This window comes from Bacillus cereus group sp. TH152-1LC (assembly GCF_027710505.1).
Classification (GTDB): Bacteria; Bacillota; Bacilli; order Bacillales; family Bacillaceae_G; genus Bacillus_A; species Bacillus_A mobilis.
Window position 1 is genome coordinate 156,652 of record NZ_JAQFNK010000006.1, and the last position, 17,799, is coordinate 174,450.

Sequence of the window (17,799 nt, forward strand, 5' to 3'; positions counted from 1 at the left end):
GCGTGTTCAAAGTAATGTTTCTACTTTGAACACGCTCTTTTTTATTATTTCCCTTCCGTTACATAAGCCCACTTAAAGCTATATTCCGGACTGATGTTATGTTTCACAATTCCTTTTACATTCGGCTTCATTACATACGCTCTACCTGTTTGGTATAAAGGTACTAATCCTGCATCTTCTTCAAGGAACAATTTCTCTGCTTTTCCTAACGTTTCCCAACGTTTCTTAGGATCAGACAATAATTCATTACCTGCTTTTTTCACCATTTCATCATATTTTGGATTCGAATAACTCATTTGGTTATATGGGCTCTTCGATTCAAACATATCAATAAATGTCATTGGATCTGAATAGTCTGGGCTCCAACCTGCAAACGAAACTTCATAATCTTGTGCTGACTCCAATTTTAGTTTTTGTTTGAACGGCTGAATTTTCGTGTTAACCGTTACACCTTTTAAGTTTTTCTCAATTTGATCTTTAAAGTAGTCAGCGATTTTCTTCGCAGTTCCATCATCATAGCTTAGTAATTCAATTGTCACTTGATCTTTTCCAAGCTCTTTTTTCGCTGCTTCCCAAGCTGCCGCACCTTTTTTCGGATCATATTTCAGACCATTTTTAAATGTATCTTGATAATCTTTACCGTCTGGTCCTGTAGCAAGTCCTTTTGGTACTAATTGATCTGTTGCTTTTGAACCGTTATTTAAAATAACATTTGCTAAGCCTTTTTTATCAATTGATAATGCGATTGCTTCACGTAGTTTTTTGCTCTTTAACGGTGTATCTTGTCCGTTACGCTTTTGATTTAAACGTAAGAAGAATGTACTTGCTTCTGAATACTCACCGTACTCCTCTTTGTTTGATTTATATTTATCAACAAATTCTCCTGATAATAGTGTGAAATCAATTGACCCTGTATCATATAAGTTTACTTTCGTCGCAACTTCTTTTACTACACTGTAGTTAATTTCTTCTAATTTTACAGTCTTATTATCCCAATACTTATCATTTTTCTTTAGCTGCCATCCTTGTTCATGTTTCCAAGAAGCCATCACGAATGGTCCATTATACAACGTTGTATCTGCTTCTAAACCGAATTTATCTCCTTTTTCTTTTACGAACTTTTCATTTAAAGGATAGTAAGATGGGAACGCCATTAAATTCAAGAAATATGGTACTGGCTTTTCTAATTCTACTTCTAGCGTATAATCATCTACCGCTTTTGCTCCTAAATCTGTTAAAGGTTTTTCACCTTTATTAATTGCTTCTGCATTTTTAATATAGAAAGCAATAAACGCATATTCTGCAGCTGTATTTTTATCGAGTAAGCGCTGCCAACCGTATACGAAATCTTTCGCCGTTACAGGGTCGCCATTCGACCATTTTGCATCTTTACGTAATTTAAATGTATATTTTTTGCCATCCTCACTTTTCGTACTAGATTCTGCAGCAGCTGGGATTGGCTTATTATCTTTATCTAATCGATATAAACCTTCCATTGTGTTCCCTAAAATTTGAGAACCTAATGTATCTGTAGATTTTGAAACATCCATCGTCGGAATTTCTTGATTCTCTGTACGATTTAACACTTGTTTCGCTGCGTATTTAATTTCAGATTTTTTCTCTTCCCCACCACCACTAGACGTCGTAGTTGATTTCTTCTCTCCACCAGATCCAGAACACGCTGTCAACGCCATACTCATCGCTAAAACTGGCGCTACAACCGCCGTGAACTTTTTCATCTTTTTCTTCATTTTTGTACCCTCCCCAATTATATGTACGAAACTAATTTTGATAGATTTTCTAATAACCAGTTATCAGAAAATTCTTATTAATTAATATTCTACTAACTTTTCAGATTTTGTAAAGTTATTTTTAAAATATTCTAAAAATTATTTTTTTGTGATAATAACAAGCATGTTTTACAATTATCACAATACAAATACTTCCTTATATTTATCGATTGATTTACATTTAATCTCAAAATAAAAGAGCATTCCAAAAGTAAATAGTCTACTTTTGAAATGCTCTATCATTTTATCTTACTATTGTGGACGATGAGATTCTCACTACAAAATAAGCTAAGAAACGTGTATATATCCACTTAAAGATAGTATTACTGTTTAAAATTATTTTCCATCTTTTTCAGTCATGTATGCCCACTTGAAGCTATACTCTGGGCTAATGTTATGATGAACGATGCCTTTTGCATTTGGTTTTTGAACGTATGCATCACCACGTTGGTATAAAGGTACAAGTGCTACATCTTGCTCAAGAAGTAATTTCTCAGCTTTGCCTAGCTCTTCCCAACGTTTCTTCGCGTCACCCATTAATTCTCCACCAGCTTTTTTGATCATATCATCATATTTTGAATCAGCGAAGCTCATTTGGTTATGAGAATGATTAGACTGGAACATATCTAAGAATGTCATTGGATCCGCATAATCTGGATTCCAACCGCCATATGAAATATCATAATCTTGCTCTGTTTCTAATTTCAGTTTTTGCTTGAACGGCTGAAGTTTAATATTAACTGTTACACCTTTTAAATTCTTCTCGATTTGATCTTTAACATATTCTCCAACTTTTTTCGCATTACCAGTATCATAGTTTAATAGCTCAATTGTAACTTGATCTTTTCCAAGTTCTTTTTTCGCTGCTTCCCATGCAGCAGCTGCTTTTTTCGCATCTGGTTTAATACCGTTTTTAAATGTTTCTTGGAAGTCTTTACCGTCTGGTCCAGTTGCTAATCCTTTCGGCACTAAGAAGTCCGCAGGTTTAGACCCATCATTTAAAATAACATTTGCTAAATTTTTCTTATCAATAGAGTAGGCAATTGCTTCACGTAATTTTTGACTCTTTAATGGTGTATCTTGTCCACCACGTTTTTGGTTCATACGAATAAAGTAAGTACTTACTTGTGAATAAGTCCCAAACTCTTCTTTATTGTTTCTATACTTATCAACGAATTCACCTGATAATAGCGCGAAATCAATTGCATTTGTATCATATAAGTTTACTCTTGTAGCTACTTCTTTTACTACACTATAGTTGATTTCATCTAGTTTTACAGTCTTTTTATCCCAATATTGATCATTTTTCTTTAGTTTCCATCCTTGCTCATGCTTCCAATCAGTAAGAACGAACGGTCCGTTATAGACTGTTGTATCAGACTCTAAACCGTATTTATCTCCTTTTTCCTTCACGAACTTCTCATTTAATGGATAGTACGATGGGAATGCTACTAAGTTTAAGAAGTATGGTACTGCTTGTTCTAATTCAACTTCTAAAGTAAGGTCATCTACTGCCTTTACTCCTAGCTCCGTTACAGGTTTTTCACCTTTATTAACTGCTTCTGCATTTTTAATTGGGAATGCAATGAATGCATACTCAGCAGCTGATTTTGGATCTAATAGACGTTGCCATGCAAATACGAAATCTTTCGCTGTTACAGGATCACCATTTGACCATTTTGCATCTTTACGTAATTTGAATGTATATTTTTTACCATCCTCACTCTTCGTGCTTGACTCTGCCGCAGCTGGGATTGGTTTGTTATCTTTATCTAATCGATATAAACCTTCCATTGTGTTCCCTAAAATTTGAGAACCTAATGTATCAGTATTTTTAGAAGTATCCATTGTTGGAATCTCATTTGTTTCCGTACGATTTAGCACTTGTTTCGCTGCTAATTTTTCTTCTGATTTGCTATCTCCGCCAGAGCTAGAATTTGTGCTTGTCTTCTTATCTCCGCCTGATGTAGAACATGCTGTTAATGCCATACTCATTGCTAAAACTGGTGCTACAACTGCTGTTAGTTTTTTGATTTTTTTCTTTTTCACTTTCTGTACCCTCCCTAATTCTTAACGCTCTCATTTAATAATTTTCTGATAATTCTGTTTTTCTTTATATATTTATCAGAAGATTCTTATTAACTATTATTCTACTAATTTTTTGAGTTTTGTAAAGTGTTATTATTGAAAATTTTTAAAAAATTATTTTTTTACAGTAATATTCATAAAAATTCCATAATCTTTCGAAACACTATATCTCATTGAATTCTATGTATTGATTTAATAGCCTTTTATATCCCTCCACTATAAAACACTTGTAAATTATTGTTAATAAATAATGTATATCGTAACAAACATCTTTTCTACAAAAATAAAAAAGCAGACATTATGCCTGCTTCAATTCTCCTCAATCTGCTTTTCACTTAATCCTAAATGTGTTCTAAGCGTATTACTCAAACTCTGTAGATCTTTTTTATTAGGATTATAATAATATACACGTTGCCCATTTGGACCGTTAGGTAAATATAAATCGTCACCAGCTAATTGTATTTTTTCAACTGAACCGTTTAAACCGTACTTATAAAATGATAAAATATCATCCATTACTAAGTTTGTTTTAAAATCACCGTCAACCGCCTCAACCATTTTTTCTAGTTTCGTAATCGAACCTACACTTTTTAATTTACTTAACATCGCTTCAATAACAAGCTGTTGACGCTGACCTCTCATTGCATCACTATCAATATGACGCGTTCTTGCCAGTGCAAGCGCTTCTTCCCCTGTTAATTTTTGTAGTCCTTTTTTCAAATGGATCGCATCAGGCTCATCTTTACTATTTTGCTCCGTAAATTCAACTGGGACATCTACTTCAATCCCATCTAATCCATCAACAATTTTAGTAAATGCATTAAAATTGAACTTCACAAAATAATCAACAGGTACTTGTAACAATTTTTCTACCGCTTCCACTGAAGCTTGCGGTCCTCCATCTTTACCATTTTTAACGAAACCACTTCCATATGCATGCGTTATTTTATCTTTTTTCTTTTCAACTGGAACATATGTATATGTATCACGTGGTATGCCCGTTAACTTCACTGTTTTATCATCTTTATTAAAAGTAGCTAGCAGTAGTGCATCTGTATGAAAAGCACCATTATACTCCTTTTGTCGTTCTTGATTTTCATCAATTCCCATAATTAAAAGTGAAACATTATTTGTAATCGGCTTTACAGCGTTCTCACGTAAATTTGATTTTTCACCGCGTGCTAAATGTACACTAGACTTTTGTACGAGATTAGAAGTTTTCATATACACATAAGCACCATATCCCACTCCGCCAAATAGTAATACTACTAACAATACACTTATTATCATTGTCTTTTTATATTGTCTTTTATTTTTCTTTTCTCTTGAAGAAGAGGTATTCTCCATATAGTTCCCTCCATTTTCTATTCATCTAATATATTTTTCAATTTTTCATACTTAGCGCTATCCTTTTGAAACACATTCTCTTTCAACCCTTTGTTTATTTGTATCCATTCAGTCGTAATCGAATATTGAATCATACCTTCGTGGAAACTAAGGAACTTTAGCATAATCCCCGTATTTTTCTCTACAACCATTTCAAATTTCCCTTTTAAATCTTCAGATGTACTTACAGGCATTTCTATGTTTATTGTCCCTTCTATTTTGTAGCAATCCAGTCCAAGATACTTCGTTTCTTTATAATTCCAATCTTTATATCGAATTAATAGATCCGCAAACTCTGATTGAATACTATACTTAGCAAATCCCACATATTCATCATCATATCTTTTTTTCTCTCCTGATTTTCTCAATAATCTTTCCGTAGGATTTAATTTTAATAGTTCATAGTTCCTTTCTTTCGGGCTCCATTTTGTTTCTTTATATGTATACTTCTCATCATCAAATTCTTTTTTCTTGCCCTCGTTATATATAATTGTTCGTTTTTTCACTAGTTTATCTTCTTTCGAAGAGATCCCACTTTGTTGCTCCGTATCAATCGCATATTTGTATGTTGTAGCAATTCTTGACGAGCTAGAATATTCCTCAAATTGTCCTGAAATATTTTTAAAATAATCAATAGAATCCAGCATCTTTTCATGAATTTTTTCTTTATCTGGATAATTTACGTTCGATTTTATTTCCTCTTCATTTTCATAATCAGAAAACGCCTTTTTCTTTACATATTGAAATACTCCACCATTTTGAGCGAAAATTTGATCAGAGAACTCCGACATAGATACGATTGAAAGTGCTAGAACAGCTGCACTTATAACCATCATATAAACTCTGTAACCTTTCTTTTTGACCGGAAGATTATGTAGTGTACGATTAATCTTTTCATTTAACTCTGTCGGTACTATCACATTCTCTTCTTTTATTCTCTTTTTTAATTTCTCATCAAATAATTTTTCGTTATCCATCCTATACACCCCCTATTCCATCTTTAATTGTTTTTGCAGTTGTTCCCTCGCACGTGACAATCTCGATTTTACTGTTCCTTTTGGTATTTCTAAAAGCTTCGCTATACTCTCTTGATTCATATCTTCATAATAATAAAGCACCGTAACAGCTCTTAATTCTTCATGTAACGATTGAATCGCATTACACAAATCTATATCTTCATACTGATCACACGCACTCATATTGTAATCATTCTCTTCTGTCACAATTACCTTTTTATACGCTCTAATAATATTGTTACACTCATTCATTAAAATTCGAATTAACCACGTTTGAAAAAACTCTTCTTTTTTTAATTTTTTAATACTTTCATAGGCTTTTAAAATTGTTGCCTGTATCGCATCTTCTATATTTGTCTCATCACGCAACATAGCCTTTGCAATGCGATACATCTTCACTTTTTCTGTATGTATAAGCGCCATAAACGCTTCATGATTACCTTTTTTCGCTAAAGAAACATCGGTTTCTTCTTTTACAATCATTTTATATAAAGGGATTACTTTCACAATTGCTCCTCCTGTTTCATCCTCACTTCAAATTTAACTTTACATATATTAGACGGATGAGCCTAGAAAAAGGTTCATTTTTTTGAATATTTTCATAAAAAAAAGATAAACATTCTTCATGTTTACCTTTACTCAGATGTAATTCTAAGGAAATATCCATCTGGATCCGTAACTTTAAATCCCTTCATCTCCCACGGATACGTTTGAATTTCTTCTTGTATTGTGCACCGCTTCCCTTTACAACGTTCATATACTTCTTCAATCCGATTGACAACAATAATTAGTTCAAAGCCATTCCCCTTCATTTCTTTTCGATTGTAAAAATAGTGATTTTCATTCAATCTTGAATCACTAACTAGTAATAAAGAAAACTGGTCGTGATTAAAACGTGCTGCATGCATACATTTTTTATACAACTGTAAACCAATTACTTCTTCATAGAACAATAATGACTTTTCTATATCATTTACATATAGCTGCACCCGGAACAACTGATTCATTCATTTCCTCCTCATCAAAAAAAGCCCACTTTTTCAGTGGACTTTCTACTTTACAACGGTAAATCCCTCTTTCTAAACACTACAATTGCTACTATGAAAATACAAAGGGCTCCAGCAATTAAACCTATACTCACTGGCCATATATTATACGTTCCCTCAGCAATCTCTTTCGGACGAAATAACGTAAATAATGATATATTTCTCATCCACTCTAACTTATCACTTAATTTACCTACCATATCCGTTATGAAAAATAAAATTGTTAAACTTGCTGAATAGCTAAGTGCCTTTCTTTCATCATTACATATACAAGAAAAGAAAAATGAATAAGCACTAACGACTAAAAATATGAGCCCTCCGACTACGTTTATCTTCAGGAATAATTCTTTATTTAAGTTATTATCTTCTAAAAACCATTCTGCTCCTACTATACCCGCTACATACGTAACAGTTACAATAATCAGTAGTCCCAATATGAGAATAGCCGCTTGCGTGATTGCAATTTGCACTCTAGATACAGGGGTTGCTAGCAAGTATGCCATCGCTCCTTTATCTACATGACGAGCAATTAAATGCGTTGCAACTGTTACACAAAAAATTGTTAATATGATAATAAACAATAGACTATAATATTCGCCAGCTAAAAAATCCATTACATTTTGAATTGGACTTTCCATGCCAACAATTTTTTCACACTATCAGGCATAGCACTTATTAATTCATTTAACCCTTTCGCTGATACCATTGAAGGGAAGATCCAAATTAATAACCATAAATATAGAGCTGCACCAGTTGCATAACTCAAAATACTTTTCTGTGTTTCTTTCAAACTAGCTAAAAACAATTGCTTATTCATGCTTTACCCCTTCTTTCTGATCGTAATAATGCATAAATAAATGTTCTAAATCCATTGCTCTCGTTTGAAGCGCTGTTACATTATAGTTTGAAAGTGTTTGTAAAACAGCTTGATAGTTTCCTTGTACAATAATCGATGCTTCTCTTCCTTTCACCGCTTCAAATTGCAAATTACATTGCGCCAGAGATTCAATCTCTTCTTGCGATGATACTGTTACATCTATTACCTGACGTCTCATACTTTGTAAATCATGAATATTTTCAACCGTTACAAGGCAACCATCTTTAATAATCGCTACTCGATCACACGTACGCTCAATTTCAGTGAAAATATGTGACGACATAAGAATTGTTTTTCCTCTTTGTTTTTCCTCTACTATTAAATCTATAAATACTTGCTGCATAAGTGGATCAAGCCCTGATGTCGGTTCATCTAAAATTAACACTTCTGGATCATGCATAAACGCAGCAACAATTCCTACTTTTTGCTTCATTCCTTTAGACATTTTTCGAATCGGTGTTTTCACATCAAATTGCAGACGATCTATTAATTCATCTCGTCTTTTCGTATCCTTAAGCCCACGCATGCCTTGCATTAACTTTAAAAACTCTAATCCATTCATTCCTTCAATAAAAGAGATTTCTCCTGGCAAATAGCCAACTTCTCTTTGAATTTTCGCTGCTTCATTCCAACAATCTAATCCAAAAATTGTCGCTTTACCATCTGTCGGTTTTATAAATCCCATTAAATTACGAATTGTTGTGGATTTCCCGGCACCATTTGGTCCTAAGTAACCGAATACTTCTCCTTCTTTTACATCAAATGTAATATGAAACAAACCTTTTCCATTTGAAAACTGTTTTGTGACATTTTGAACTGAAATCATAATTCCACCTCATTTTTTGAAATATTAAATATGTGATATTTCAAAATTATTGTACTCCTCATCTTTCATATTCGCAACAACTTTTTGAAATATTTATATGTCCGTATTTCAAAATTATTGTTTTCCATTATTTTTTCTTGTATATTTTAATTGAGGTGATTGCATTGAACGGCTTTGAAAAAGTGAAAGAAAAGAAAAAACGTGCCATTAAAGAGGCCGCCTTCTTATTATTTTCAGAACGTGGATTTAATGAAGTGAAAATAGAACATATTGCAAAAAAAGCAAACGTTTCTCAAGTTACCATTTATAATCATTTCGGAAGTAAAGATGCGCTATTTCGAGAGCTTATACAAGAGTTTATTATATCTGAATTTCAATATTATAAAGATCTTGCAGCGGAAAAACTACCTTTTCATGATATGATGCAAAAAATGATTGTAAGAAAAATGAATACTGGTGGGTTATTTCAGCCAGATATGTTACTACAAATGATGCAAAGAGATGAAAAGCTCCGAGAGTTTATTTATAGTTATCAAAACGAAAAAATCCTACCTTGGTATTTAGAAATATTAGAACAAGCACAGCAAAAAAATGAAATTAATCCTCACCTTACTAAAGAAATGATGTTGCTATACATTCAAATGTTCACTAAATTAGGTGATGATTTTGGAGCACAGCTTCTTGAAGGGGATCGCGAAAAACATATACAAGATATCGTTACGATGTTCTTTTATGGACTGTCCATCCCAGAAAAATAATGTTTCTAAAGAACAAATAACATCACAAAAAAGCCCTTTAGCTATTTAAATCTCAAGGGCTTTTTCATGTCAAAAAATGATTCAAACTAACTTTATCTTAAAGAAGTTAAATGCTGCTTTATAGATAATACCTTATTATAGATTAGCTCCTTTAGCATGACAGGCTGAATGGAGATAATCGTTTCTCCGAAATTCAGAAAATAGTTCGATATAAAATCAACTTCTTGTTTATTAAAATAGCCTGTTATCATGTAATTTTCATTTTCTTTTTGTATCTTCATGGAAGGATAATTCTCTTTATCAAAAATGTCTTTTCCTTTTTGATTAACAATGACACTAAAATCAGTTGCATCAGGCTTTCTGTGAAAAGTAGTAAGATAACTTAACAATTCTTCAAGAGTTTTTGAATTCGTATTATTTGTTTCCTCAATAGAAAGAATTTTATCACATCTAATGATTTGAACATGATTTGTCTCAAAATTAAAGATTTTAGCATACCACTGGCCAAATTTAGATTCGATTCGAATAAATTGAGCTACCATTACTTTCTCCACATCTTTTTTTAAATATGTTAAATGATAAACTCGCTCAGCAAAAATCCCCTGTAAAATTTCTTTTAAGAACGGACTAAAATTACTATGATTTGTTACTTCATAAGAAAGTGTTCGTTCCATAATTGAAATATTTTTACTCACATTTTCAGGTAATACATGTTTAAATTTATTTTCAAGTGCAATACTTTCTATATTAAATGGTTTCGTCTTGTATCCATTTAGTGTAAGAATCGAAAAATATAACGCATACATTTCATCCACACTAAAATAAATTGGCGATAACACACTATTTTCTATAATTTTATAACTTCCATTTCTACCTAATTCAGAATATAATGGTACACCTATTTCTTCCAATGATTGAATATCTCGTAAAGCTGTACTTTTAGAAATAGCATATCTAACCATTAAATCCTTTAAATTAAAATGCCTTTTATTATTTAAGAAAATAAGCATATCATTAATTCGTTCCGTTTTTTTCATATTTCCCTCCCGAAAGGTGTCATGTATTGAAACCTTTTTAGTCTATATTATAATTATTAACTAATAAAGGAGTTGTATATGTATGACATTAGAAATAGCTATTTTTCTTTCAATGAATGGGCATGCAAAAGAGGCAATTAATTTTTATACACGCAATTTAGAAGCTAAGCAGTTAATGATTGTTACGTATGAAGAACTGGCGAAAAGAGATCGTTCTTTTAAAATAACAAGTGAAAATAAGGATCATATTGCTCACTCTGTTTTACAAATTGGGAATACAAAGCTAATGATAGCAGAAGATACAATGAATCCTACTGAACGTTATAACGTTAGAAATAATATGTCACTTTGCATTCAAAGCGCTAATTTAGAAGAAATACAAAGATTTTATAATAATTTAATTTCCGATAAGAACGTGAAGGTAATCTCTCCACTAGAAAAAAATATCTTTAGTGAAGCGTATGGTATTATTGAAGATCCATACGGCATACAAATCCAGTTAATGTATGACAAACGATTAGGCTAAATAATTTTCCCTATTCACATATTCTCAATAAAAAAAGACACGAAATTCGTGTCTTTTTTTATTTTACAGTGATAACTCTACCTGTTTCACTACTTTCAATCGCTAATTGAATAAGCCTGATAACTTCTAAGCCTTCTTGTGCTGTTACAGGTGGTTTCTCGCCATTTACAATACTATCTCTTACACCTTTATAGTACATGTCATAACAGCCGACTTCTGTTGGAATACGTACTAACTCTTCTTCTGTTTCTAGAGTAGAGAAATTCTCTTCAGCATCTACTCCATAACCATCATCGCCTGGCTTCATTCCATTTTTTAATTGTTCCTCCTGTGAATCCATACCGTATTTCACGATAGAACCTTTGTCTCCATGCAGTGTAAAGTGTGGACCTGCTTGCTTAACATAACTGCTACTATGTAAAGTGACACGTTTCACACCGTAATGAAGTATAACATGGAAGTAATCATCAATTTCTGCACCTGGTCGTTGTTTGATTACATCTGCACTTATCGCATCTGGTTTCCCAAATAATGATAATGCTTGGTCAATTAAATGCGAGCCTAAATCATATAATATTCCTGATCCTGGTAAGTTTTTTTCTCTCCAGCGATCACGCACATTCGGACGAAAACGATCGAAATGCGCTTCATATGCGTATAAATTCCCTATTCTATTTTCTTCTAACAATTTCTTTATCGTTAAGAAATCATTATCAAAACGACGATTATGATATACACTTAATACCACATTATATTGCTCTGCTAACGAAATAAGCTCTTTCCCTTCTTCAATTGAAACAACAAATGGTTTCTCCACAACTACATGCTTACCATGTAAAATTGCTTCTTTTACATATGGAAAATGAGTTGTATTCGGTGAAGTAATGACCACTAAGTCAATATCAGCTCGCTTCACCAATTCATCAATTGTACTAACAACTTTAGCATTCGGTAATGTTTCTTTTACTACTTCTTCTTTTGAAGATAATACGGCACGAATATCGTATTCTTCTATCGTTTGTAATAATGGGATGTGAAATGTTGTACTAGAAAAACCAAATCCTACAATCCCTACACCTATTTTTTTCATATTGCCCCTCCATCTGTCCGGCTTCAACTAATAATCAGTCGGGATAAAGAAAACACTCACTGATTAAAGTTTCACTTTATGAGAACGATTTCATTCAATTATTATAACAAGATTATTGTTATGGACATAATAATTTGCCTAGAAAAAAGCATCTTGCCATTATTCATAGCAAGATGCTTTTTTTAATTCGGTCGTTTTTTCGTCCACGTTTCAATAACTTCACCAGTATCATTAACATCTAGTACTAAACTACCGTTACTATACCGGTCTTTATTTCGATACGCTTTCGGATCAATTTCTTCTACGATGTGCTTCTCTGTCTTCATGTAAACTAGTTCATCGTCTCGAACAATTTCAATACCGACAATACGGTATGGATTACGTTTTAACTCTTTGAAAATAACAAGACCTCGCTTCGCCCTCGTTGATTTTTCAATTTCTGATGCTTTTAGACGTTTTACAGCACCGCGCTGCGTTACGAGAATAAGTTGATCTTTTTCACCATTTAACGGTTTACCAGAAGCGACATAATCATCTTCTTTTAAATTAATGGCTTTCACACCAGCAGCCCTTACACCAACTGGACTTACTTCATCTTCATGGAAAATAAGTGCATATGCACCATAGGTTGCAAGAACGATATCACTCGTTCCATCTGTTGCAAATATATCTACTACTTCATCATCTTTTTTCAAGTTTACAGCAACAAACGCCCTTGAATAACGCTGTACTTTATATTGGTTTAATTCTGTTTTCTTAATCATGCCATTCTTTGTTACAAATACGATAAATCGTTTTTCTTCTTCAAAATTCGGTACGACGGTCGCCCAGATAATCATTTCATCTCGCTCGAGTGAAACGAGATTCGCAACGTGTTGACCTAAATCTTTCCAACGGATTTCTGGCATTTCATATACTGGCAGATATATATAGTTTCCTTTATTCGTAAATAAGAGGACTGTCTCTGTCGTATTCGTATCGAATCGCTCCAGTAAGATGTCACCCTCTTTCATACCGAAGTCTTTCCCGTTCGATGCATTATGTGAACGCCAACCTGTTCGTTTCACATATCCTTCTTTCGTTACAGTAACGATGACATCTTCCTGCGGAATCATCACTTCCACATCGATTTTAATTTCCTCAATTTGGTCTTCAATAATAGCACGGCGATCATCACTATATGTTTTCTTTACTCTCTTCAAATCTGTTTTAATAACTTGAAGAAGTCTTTTTTCACTTTGTAAAATCGACTGTAATTCTGCAATTTTTGCACTTAATTCATCCGCTTCTTTTTCTAGTGCTGTAATATCTGTATTTGTTAAACGATATAATTGCAACGAAACGATTGCTTCTGATTGTGCTTCTGTAAAGCCGAATTTAGCACTTAAGTTATCTTTCGCATTACGCTTATCTTTAGAAGCTCTAATCGTTTCAATTACTTGATCTAAAATTGATAATGCTTTCATTAAACCTTCAACAATATGCTGACGATTTTCTGCTTTTCGTAATTCATACTGAGAGCGCTTTGTTACAACTTCTTTTTGGTGTCCAATATATGCATCCAAAATTTTTGGTAATGTCATAAGTGTAGGACGACGATTATTTATCGCAACCATATTGAAGTTATATGGAATTTGTAAATCTGTATTTTTATATAAATAATTTAAAATACCTTCAGCATTTACTTCTTTTTTCAACTCTACAACAATACGAAGACCAGTACGGTCAGTCTCATCACGCACTTCAGCAATTCCATCTAGCTTTTTATCTAGACGTAATTCATCCATTTTTTTAACAAGGTTCGCTTTATTTACTTCATACGGAATTTCTGTAATAACGATTTGTTGCTTACCACCGCGAATTGTTTCAACTTCCGCTTTTCCGCGAATAATAATTTTACCTTTTCCTGTTTCATACGCTTTTTTAATACCATCAATCCCTTGAATAATACCACCTGTCGGGAAATCTGGGCCTTTCATAACTGTTAATAAATCATCAACCGTACTATTCGGCTTATCAATACGCATCATCGTCGCATCAATTACTTCTCCAAGGTGATGCGGAGGAATTTCTGTTGCATAACCAGCTGAAATTCCTGTCGATCCGTTCACTAATAGGTTTGGGAACATTGCCGGTAATACAACTGGTTCTTCACTCGTATCATCAAAGTTTGACACAAATTCTACTGTTTCTTTATCAAGATCACGTAATAACTCAGATGCGATTGGTGATAAACGGGCCTCTGTATAACGCATTGCCGCTGCTGGATCGCCATCCACACTACCATTATTACCATGCATTTCAACTAAAACATTACGTACTTTCCAAGTTTGACTTAAACGTACCATCGCCTCATATACAGAGGAATCACCGTGTGGATGGTAGTTACCAATAACGTTACCGACTGTTTTAGCTGATTTACGAAATGCTTTATCATGTACATTTCCTTCTACATACATAGAATATAAAATACGTCTTTGTACAGGTTTTAGACCGTCACGCGCATCTGGAAGCGCGCGGTCTTGAATAATATATTTACTATAACGTGCAAAGCGGTCACCTAACACGTCTTCAAGCGGGAGGTCATGAAACTTCTCTGCCTGCATGTTATTCCACCTCCGTCTCCATAATCATTTCATTTTCTAAAATATTTCCTTCTTCTTGCATACCAAATTGTACATTTCGTTCGATCCATTTACGACGAGGTTCTACTTTATCACCCATCAATGTCGTAACTCGGCGCTCCGCTCTTGATGCATCATCAATTTTCACACGAATCAACGTACGTGTTTCAGGATTCATAGTTGTCTCCCATAATTGATCGGCATTCATTTCGCCAAGTCCTTTATAACGCTGCAACATGTAGCCTTTACCGACCTTTTTTGTTACACCATCTAATTCTTCATCAGACCATGCATACTCAATTACTTCACTTTTCCCTTTTCCTTTACTTACTTTGTATAAAGGAGGAAGTGCAATAAATACTTTGCCAGCTTCGATAAGTGGTTTCATATACCTGTAGAAGAACGTTAGTAACAATACTTGAATGTGCGCACCATCTGTATCGGCATCGGTCATAATTACGACTTTATCGTAGTTAATATCTTCAACAGCGAATTCATTCCCTACACCACCGCCAATAGCGTAAATGATTGTATTAATCTCTTCATTTTTAAAGATATCAGCAAGTTTTGCTTTTTCTGTATTGATTACTTTACCACGTAATGGTAATACCGCTTGGAAACGTCGGTCTCGGCCTTGTTTCGCTGAACCACCGGCAGAGTCACCCTCCACTAGGTACAGTTCATTTTTTTGCGGGTTACGTGATTGTGCAGGTGTTAACTTACCACTTAATGTACCTTCTGATTTCTTTTTCTTTTTACCAGTACGTGCTTCTTCTCTCGCTTTGCGAGCAGCCTCACGTGCTTGCGCTGCTTTAACTGCCTTTCTCACAAGAAGTGTAGCAACATCCGGGTTTTCTTCTAAAAAGTAAGCTAAATGCTCTGATACAATGGCATCAATTGAAGAACGAGCTTCACTTGTACCTAGTTTTCCCTTCGTTTGTCCTTCAAACTGAAGTACTTCTTCTGGTACACGTACAGAAACGATAGCCGCTACACCTTCACGAATATCTGTACCTTCTAAGTTTTTATCTTTTTCTTTTAATAGTGAAACTTTACGAGCATACTCATTGAACACACGAGTCATTGCTGTCTTAAACCCAGCTTCGTGTGTTCCACCATCTTTTGTACGTACATTATTTACAAAAGAAAGAATATTTTCTGAGTAGCCATCGTTAAACTGGAATGCTAACTCTGCTTCAATTCCGTTTTGTTCACCAGTAAAATATACTACCGGATGAATTGAATCTTTCTCTTCGTTTAAGTATGAAACGAAAGCTTCGATTCCCGTTTCATAATGAAAGACATCTTCTAAATCATTTCGCTCATCTTTTATTGAGATTTTCATCCCTTTTAATAAAAATGCAGATTCACGTAATCTCTCACAAAGTGTTTCATAATTGTAATTTGTTGTACTGAAAATCGTTGTATCTGGTTTAAAATGCATTGTCGTACCAGACTCTTTCGTCTTCCCGATTTTCTCAAGCGTCGTTGCAGGAACACCGCCATTTTCAAAGCGTTGTTCATAAATATTTCCGTCACGTTTAATCGTTACTACTAACCATTCTGACAAGGCATTTACAACTGATGCCCCAACACCGTGTAAACCACCACTCGTTTTGTAACCACCTTGACCAAACTTACCACCAGCATGAAGTACAGTTAAAATAACTTCAGGTGTAGGTTTCCCAAGTTTATGCATTCCCGTAGGCATTCCTCGCCCTTTATCTATAACGCTAATACTATTATCTTTATGTATTACGACAGAAATTTCGTCGCCAAATCCCGCTAACGCTTCGTCAACGGAGTTATCTACTATTTCATATACTAAATGATGCAATCCACGGCTATCCGTACTCCCGATATACATACCCGGGCGTTTTCGAACGGCTTCAAGTCCTTCTAGCACTTGAATTGCATCTTCATTATATTGGAACTGATGCTTCGCCAAACTCCTTGCCCCTTTCCTAATCAAATCAGAACATACGTTTCTATTATAGAATAACGCCTCGACTATAGTTTTGGCAAGTTATCTTATCTCTTTTATATACCATTTTCAATAGAAAAATCCTTGTTTTTTTCACAAGGATTCCTCTAGGCTACTATTTCAGAAAAATAATCGTTTGTCAACGAGAAATGGATATGTATGCCAAGATTACACATTCCAAACCTTTATCATGATCCAAATGATCAATATCCAAAATGGGATAACGAGTAATAATCCCCAAAAACAGCCTTTAAAAAATCTCATGATGAACACCTCGTTCATCGGCCCTACTTTCCTATAATGAGGGCTGAATCAATCTTTCTACTTTAAATTTATACTATTTTGTCATCGCATGTTCTACTTTAATACAACGATCCATTATTACAGTATAGCCTTTTTCTTTTAACAGTTTATATGTATCTTCATCTTGTACTCCTAATTGTGCCCAAAAAACGTCTGCATCAATCTCTACAAACTCTTTCGCAACATCCATTAAAAATTCTGAACGGCGGAATACATTTACAATGGCAATATGTTCCTTAATATCCTTTAGCGAAGAAACGGCTTTTTCTCCAAGCACCTCATCTACTGTTGGGTTCACTGGAATAATGCGATACCCAGCATCTTGCATTGCTTTTGAAACCATATACGATGTACGTTCTGGCTTATCCGATAATCCAACAACTGCAATCGTTTTGCTTTTCTTTAATACTTCACCAATTTCCGTACGAGTTGGGTTTTCAATTGTCAT

Annotated in this window: 14 protein-coding genes and 1 pseudogene; 2 read left to right on the forward strand and 13 right to left on the reverse strand. The window is 34.0% G+C overall.

The features are described 5' to 3' along the window. Positions 1-44 precede the first annotated feature (44 nt). The 8 genes and pseudogenes from PDL00_RS16550 to PDL00_RS16585 all read right to left on the reverse strand — a co-directional run bounded on the left by PDL00_RS16550 (position 45) and on the right by PDL00_RS16585 (position 9,029). Positions 45-1,751, reverse strand: a complete 1,707-nt coding sequence (locus tag PDL00_RS16550) for a peptide ABC transporter substrate-binding protein (RefSeq protein WP_242255291.1) — start codon at positions 1,749-1,751, stop codon at positions 45-47. Between the two features lie 375 nt (positions 1,752-2,126). Next, positions 2,127-3,839 carry a peptide ABC transporter substrate-binding protein gene (locus PDL00_RS16555; RefSeq protein WP_270730212.1) on the reverse strand — a complete coding sequence of 571 codons (1,713 nt, stop codon included), beginning with the start codon at positions 3,837-3,839 and terminating at the stop codon, positions 2,127-2,129. Between the two features lie 348 nt (positions 3,840-4,187). Beyond that, complete coding sequence (locus PDL00_RS16560) at positions 4,188-5,225, reverse strand: LCP family protein (protein ID WP_270730216.1); 1,038 nt, start codon at positions 5,223-5,225, stop codon at positions 4,188-4,190. Between the two features lie 17 nt (positions 5,226-5,242). Beyond that, positions 5,243-6,241 (reverse strand): anti-sigma factor, encoded by a 999-nt coding sequence (locus tag PDL00_RS16565; RefSeq protein WP_098375159.1) that lies wholly within the window; start codon positions 6,239-6,241, stop codon positions 5,243-5,245. A 12-nt stretch (positions 6,242-6,253) separates the two neighbouring features. Then, positions 6,254-6,787: a sigma-70 family RNA polymerase sigma factor gene (locus PDL00_RS16570; RefSeq protein WP_229134621.1), complete on the reverse strand. Its 534-nt coding sequence runs from the start codon at positions 6,785-6,787 to the stop codon at positions 6,254-6,256. Positions 6,788-6,915: 128 nt separating this feature from the next. After that, entirely contained in the window at positions 6,916-7,287 is a 372-nt protein-coding gene (locus tag PDL00_RS16575; protein WP_270730220.1) for a VOC family protein, read from the reverse strand. 50 nt (positions 7,288-7,337) lie between these two features. Further along, positions 7,338-8,143 (reverse strand): annotated as a pseudogene (locus PDL00_RS16580) (ABC transporter permease subunit). Further along, a complete protein-coding gene (locus tag PDL00_RS16585; protein ID WP_242255306.1) occupies positions 8,136-9,029 on the reverse strand; it encodes an ABC transporter ATP-binding protein in 894 nt (297 codons plus the stop codon). The pseudogene PDL00_RS16580 and the gene PDL00_RS16585 overlap by 8 nt, the downstream one beginning before the upstream one ends. Positions 9,030-9,166: 137 nt before the next feature. Between PDL00_RS16585 and PDL00_RS16590 the strand changes: the two genes are divergently transcribed. Next, entirely contained in the window at positions 9,167-9,787 is a 621-nt protein-coding gene (locus PDL00_RS16590; RefSeq protein ID WP_270730226.1) for a TetR/AcrR family transcriptional regulator, read from the forward strand. Positions 9,788-9,879: 92 nt separating this feature from the next. Here the strand turns inward: PDL00_RS16590 and PDL00_RS16595 are convergent, their stop codons facing one another. Continuing rightward, positions 9,880-10,824: a helix-turn-helix transcriptional regulator gene (locus tag PDL00_RS16595; protein WP_270730228.1), complete on the reverse strand. Its 945-nt coding sequence runs from the start codon at positions 10,822-10,824 to the stop codon at positions 9,880-9,882. Positions 10,825-10,906: 82 nt separating this feature from the next. Here PDL00_RS16595 and PDL00_RS16600 point away from each other — a divergent pair, with 82 nt between their 5' ends. Continuing rightward, entirely contained in the window at positions 10,907-11,350 is a 444-nt protein-coding gene (locus tag PDL00_RS16600) for a VOC family protein (protein ID WP_270730230.1), read from the forward strand. A 58-nt stretch (positions 11,351-11,408) separates the two neighbouring features. On the opposite strand, the gene PDL00_RS16605 is transcribed toward PDL00_RS16600, so the two are convergent. From PDL00_RS16605 to PDL00_RS16620, 4 genes are all read right to left on the reverse strand, one after another. After that, a complete protein-coding gene (locus PDL00_RS16605) occupies positions 11,409-12,440 on the reverse strand; it encodes an oxidoreductase (protein WP_270730234.1) in 1,032 nt (343 codons plus the stop codon). Between the two features lie 182 nt (positions 12,441-12,622). Next, positions 12,623-15,046, reverse strand: coding sequence for a DNA topoisomerase IV subunit A (parC, locus tag PDL00_RS16610; protein ID WP_242255585.1), 2,424 nt, complete (start codon positions 15,044-15,046; stop codon positions 12,623-12,625). Position 15,047: 1 nt separating this feature from the next. Next, positions 15,048-17,012, reverse strand: coding sequence for a DNA topoisomerase IV subunit B (parE, locus tag PDL00_RS16615; RefSeq protein ID WP_242255587.1), 1,965 nt, complete (start codon positions 17,010-17,012; stop codon positions 15,048-15,050). A 373-nt stretch (positions 17,013-17,385) separates the two neighbouring features. Further along, positions 17,386-17,799: a CoA-binding protein gene (locus PDL00_RS16620; RefSeq protein WP_270730237.1), complete on the reverse strand. Its 414-nt coding sequence runs from the start codon at positions 17,797-17,799 to the stop codon at positions 17,386-17,388.